The organism is Collinsella aerofaciens, from assembly GCF_040926265.1.
GTDB lineage: Bacteria > Actinomycetota > Coriobacteriia > Coriobacteriales > Coriobacteriaceae > Collinsella > Collinsella aerofaciens_BB.
Genome location: NZ_JBCOIL010000046.1, coordinates 1 through 4,371 on the forward strand (window position 1 = coordinate 1; position 4,371 = coordinate 4,371).

At 62.1% G+C, this 4,371-nt stretch carries 3 protein-coding genes; 1 reads left to right on the forward strand and 2 read right to left on the reverse strand.

The genetic code is table 11. From position 1 onward, the window contains the following. Together AB5767_RS09905 and AB5767_RS09910 are read right to left on the reverse strand one after the other, a co-directional pair. A partial coding sequence (locus tag AB5767_RS09905) for a hypothetical protein (RefSeq protein WP_368153330.1) occupies nucleotides 1-498 on the reverse strand: 498 nt, incomplete at its 3' end. Nucleotides 499-775: 277 nt separating this feature from the next. Then, nucleotides 776-901, reverse strand: a complete 126-nt coding sequence (locus AB5767_RS09910) for a hypothetical protein (protein WP_368132597.1) — start codon at nucleotides 899-901, stop codon at nucleotides 776-778. A gap of 427 nt (nucleotides 902-1,328) precedes the next feature. On the opposite strand from AB5767_RS09910, the gene AB5767_RS09915 reads away from it, so the two are divergent. Beyond that, on the forward strand, nucleotides 1,329-3,041 hold the full coding sequence (locus AB5767_RS09915; protein WP_368132944.1) for a plasmid recombination protein: 1,713 nt from the start codon (nucleotides 1,329-1,331) through the stop codon (nucleotides 3,039-3,041). Nucleotides 3,042-4,371: the final 1,330 nt, after the last annotated feature.

The following is a 4,371-nucleotide window of genomic DNA, read 5'->3' on the forward strand; positions in this document are numbered from 1 at the left end:
ACCCGGCAGGAGATAGCGGGCCTTGATGCGGTCCCTGGTCCAGGGGAAATGGAAACCTTCGAGGGCACGGCTGAGGGAGAGCTGGGACTTCAGGTCGCGGTTCTCAGCTTCAAGTCGCTCGACTTGGGATTTCAGGTCGTCAATGTGCGCCTGGGACTGTCGGGCGGTTTCCGCGGCGGCCCCCTCGGCGGCGGCGAGCTGGTCCATGAGCAGCTGGACCTGCCTTTGCAGGCTGGCGTTGGCGGACTTTAGCGGCTCGACCTGCGCCTGATACAGGTCAAGTAAGCGGGTCTCGTCGGCCTGGACCGCCGGTTTCGTTTTGGCGAGTCGGTCGGCCAGGACGGAACAGGTGCGCTCCGGTAGGTACTGGCACCGCCGCTTGTCCCCAGGCTTGGTGACCGTCTCGAGTTCGAGTTCTTTGATCTTGTTGACCACATTCGACTTGGAGACGCCCAGGGTGCGGGCAAACTCTGCGATTGTCGGCATTTTCTCGGGCATTTCTGACCAACTTTACATAAGGCTAATTATTGTTCAATCGGCAGGTGTTCTGACCTGCCATTTCATTATAACAGCTCTAAAAACCGACCAAAATTCGACTCTGAAAACAGCTCTACCGAACAAAAACGAAGTTGGATATTCGGTCGCGGGCGGCTGCAAATGGTCGGTTTCTGCAATGCGGCAGAAACCGACCATGACGGGGTAGAATGATGCCGACGGCAGCCCAAGTCGTAGGAAGCTGGGCAGAGCCGTTGCTTTGAAGAGTTAGGTCACCGCCTTAGCGACGGTGGCCTTTCTTTTTGGGCTTCGAACCCTGCTTGAGTGCCTTGGAAAGGCCGACGAGGGCCGTGAGGAGCGAGACCAGGGCGGTCAGGAGCTTCACGAGCTCGGTTAAATCGGTCATGGGCATCACCTCCCATCGGATGGAGGGCTCTGCCCGGCACGAGGACTGCCGACAGCGAGAACGATTCTAGCTGACCACGATGCAAGATGTGGGAATGTGCACACATTCCCGGCCACCGGCAGACCAACCGCGACGGGCGTCGCGGGGTCCCGGCAAGGACCGGAGGTCCGCGCAGCCGTAAGCCGGGGAACCGCGAGCCGTAGAGGCGAGGGGTCCGGCGGGACGGCGGAGGGCAAGGGTGACACGCCCGCGCAGCGCCCCGAACCGGGGCGCGGAGGCCGCCCGCAGGGCCGCAGAACTTTTGGCTCCGTCAAAAGTTCAACTGCGCTACTTTCGCGGAAAGTAGCAAAGGCAACAATGTTCGTGTATTCTGCGGCCAGAAAAGGAAAGCGCATGGAAAGACTGAGTCTCAAGCAAAGGGAACGCTATGGCTCTATCCATGTCAGTTTCAGGCGGCGCGGTGAACGCCCGCCACGACCTCGACCCGGACTACCGGGCGCGTCTGAGGAACGTCGATCGTTCGAAAACAAAAGACAACCTGATTCTCGCGGGCGAGTCCATCGAGCACGCCTACGAGCGCCTGTTCGGTGAGGCCACCGAGACCTACAACGCGCGCCAGGTCTCCAAGGGCCGCCCGGACCGGCAGATTGAAAACTATTACGCGCGCGTGCGCGACGCCTACCAAGCCGACCGGGCCAAGGTCGGGCATTCCAAGAGCCGGTCTGGCCGACCCGCCCCGGCAATCGAATACGTTGTGCAACTGGGGAACCGCGAAACCTGGTCCCGCGAGCTGGACGAGTCAGAGGCCAAGGCGGTCTATTCCGAGGCGTTCGACCGAATCAGGGCGAGGACTGCCGGGGCGATAGACTGGTTCGCCGCCGCCGTGCATGTCGACGAGACCGACGGAACTCCCCATATGCACATCCTGGGCATCCCCTACGGAGAGAGCCAGAACAGGGGCCTGCCCCTTCAGGTGTCGATGAACAAGGCGTTGAAGACCATGGGCCTCGACCGCCTGCCCGATCTCCAGAACACGCTGATGGGGTGTCTTGAGGGTGCAGCCCGCGACCACGGGGTCGAGCGGGCCGTGATGGACGACCACCATAAGCATATGGACGTCCCGCAGTTCAAGCGGGCGATGCGCGAGCTGGACGAGCTGGACAAGAGGAGGGAATCGTCGCGCCGGGAGGCGTCCGACCTCGCAAGACTGGCAGATGTGACGCGCGGACTCGTAAAGGACGCCCAGACCGAGGAACGGGCCGCAAGGGCCGGATTGGAGGGACTTCAACGCGAGGGAATTGCAGCTCAGGGACGAATTGGAGAGCTTGAAGGGGCAATCGCCGCTGAAAGAGCTCGGGTTCTTCTCGAAAGTCAGACGATCGGGTTCCTTGAGGGCTGCCGAAACGGTGATGAGGCTTTTGAGCAGGCAGAAAGTCTCAAAAGAGAGGTCGAGGAAGGCGAACGTGAGGCAGAGCGAAGCGAGCTCAAGGCTGCAAACCTTGAGCGACGAGCAGAGCGAGCTGCGGAGCAGGTCGCTGAACTTAGAGACCGAGTCGAGGGACTTGAGGCGGAGAAAATCGGACTTGTCGAGTCAATCGAGCGCCTTGGAGACCGCATCGCGGACGCTGCCAGGCGCGTGACGGACAAGGTCAAGGCGCTGTTCGCCCGGGATGAGACCCCGTCGAAGGTCAGGCAGTACGCCGGGTCGGCCCTGTCGTGCCTGCCGGACGAGCAAAAGGCCGAGGTGGAGGCGGCGAGGGAGGCATCGGCGGCACGCGTGGCCGATGCGCGGCGCAGGCTCGCCCCGGCGCTCGAAGCCTACAGGGTAGACGTACGGGCCTACCGGCGCGAGTTTGCCGCCGTGGCCAAATCGGCCGCGGGAACGGATTACAGCGAGTTCCCGCGGCCGAGGGTGCCGGTTCCCGATGACGAGTTGGCGAAATACGAGCCCCTGGCGGCCGATGCGTACATCGCCGCCAAGACGGCCTGCGACCGCCTGGTCGATAGATACGCGGTCAACCTGCCCGACGGCGGCGATCTGAACGACGGCTCCACAGGGACGGCGGCGGCATCGCCGGCGCAGCGGGCGCACGTCCAGGACCGATCGATTGAGAGGTCGGTTGGGGTCCGAGAGAGGTAGCAGGCAACAAAAAAACCGCCCGGTGGGCGGCATCTAGTACCGTAGTATTAAGTTTTCGCAGGTAAATAGGCAAAAAAGGCAGAATTAAAGCAGCCCGCCCGCGTAACGGGCGGGCTGTGACTGCTATAATCCTGGACAACAAAGACGTCTAGCAACCGTCTTTGCACCGTAGAGCGAGATCCCCACCTCGACATCTACAGCGGCACTTTCCGAGGTGCCTTTGCCAATATAGTACCAGCTAAAGGGACTTTTGGCAGCTGTTTTTGATGTGATTTCAGGGCCTCCCGCCACTACGGCGGGAGGCCTTTTTAGTGCCGCTCGGACATATGCCGTTCCCGGTCGGCACGGGCCCCGCGCCCGTACAAAAAGGTAGCCCGTACGCTCGAATAACCGGAGACTGCAGCAAGCAGAAGAGCAGTCCATGCGGACTAGTCGGCCCCCAGGCATGGGTCGGCGGTGCGCCCCCAGGCGGCAATATCGGCCACCTTCTGGCGATCCACACCCCGGTGACGGCGCGATGGCGTCAAGGCCAAGCAGACGCTCGACAACTTGCTCGCGACGGCTAAGAGGCAGCTCAGGCCCCCGTACGCGTATCTGGGCACCTGGCGGGTTGGACCGCCAGGTCTATCAAATAGAAATCTCTGGAAAAAGGGCTCATGCCCCGGCGCCCCGTGACACATGGCGGAGTGAGGACCCGGGAAAGTCCAGGAAGGCCGTGAAGGCCGGACGTAAAAACACAAGGGACGGTTGAGTGTTTTCCGCGAATAGCGGTTGTGCCGGTTGGGGGGGGCGGCCGCATTCTGTCTCGACCCCATGTCCCGATGTTTCACGATTGTCAGTCCTCAGCGCCGGCCTCGCTTCGCTCACCGGCCGATTGCCTGCACGTAGCTGTCACGGTACGGCTTCGGCTGGGAACCGAAGGTCGGTAGTCGAGGGCTGTGGAACGAAATGCCGCAAAGAACGGGTATCAATGGCTGTCACCCGATCCAAGGCACGGTCGCTACGCTCCCTCTGACAGGGGGCTGCGCGCCCCCTGTACCCGGCGTCCACGGTTGACTCGAAGCCATGACTCGGGATTTTAGCGTTAGCGGAAAAGACCTAGCGGAGACGGGGTAGCCCGTGGAAAACCCGCAGGGTTTTCATGGGCGTTTTCACCCCGTCGCAGCGGGCGGGCGGCTGTCGAAAGGGAGGGAAATCTCCGATTTTCCGCGCTTTCGATGGACGCCGGCGAGGCATCACTGGTTGGAATCGGAACCCGGCAGGAGATAGCGGGCCTTGATGCGGTCCCTGGTCCAGGGGAAATGGAAACCTTCGAGGGCACGGCTGAGGG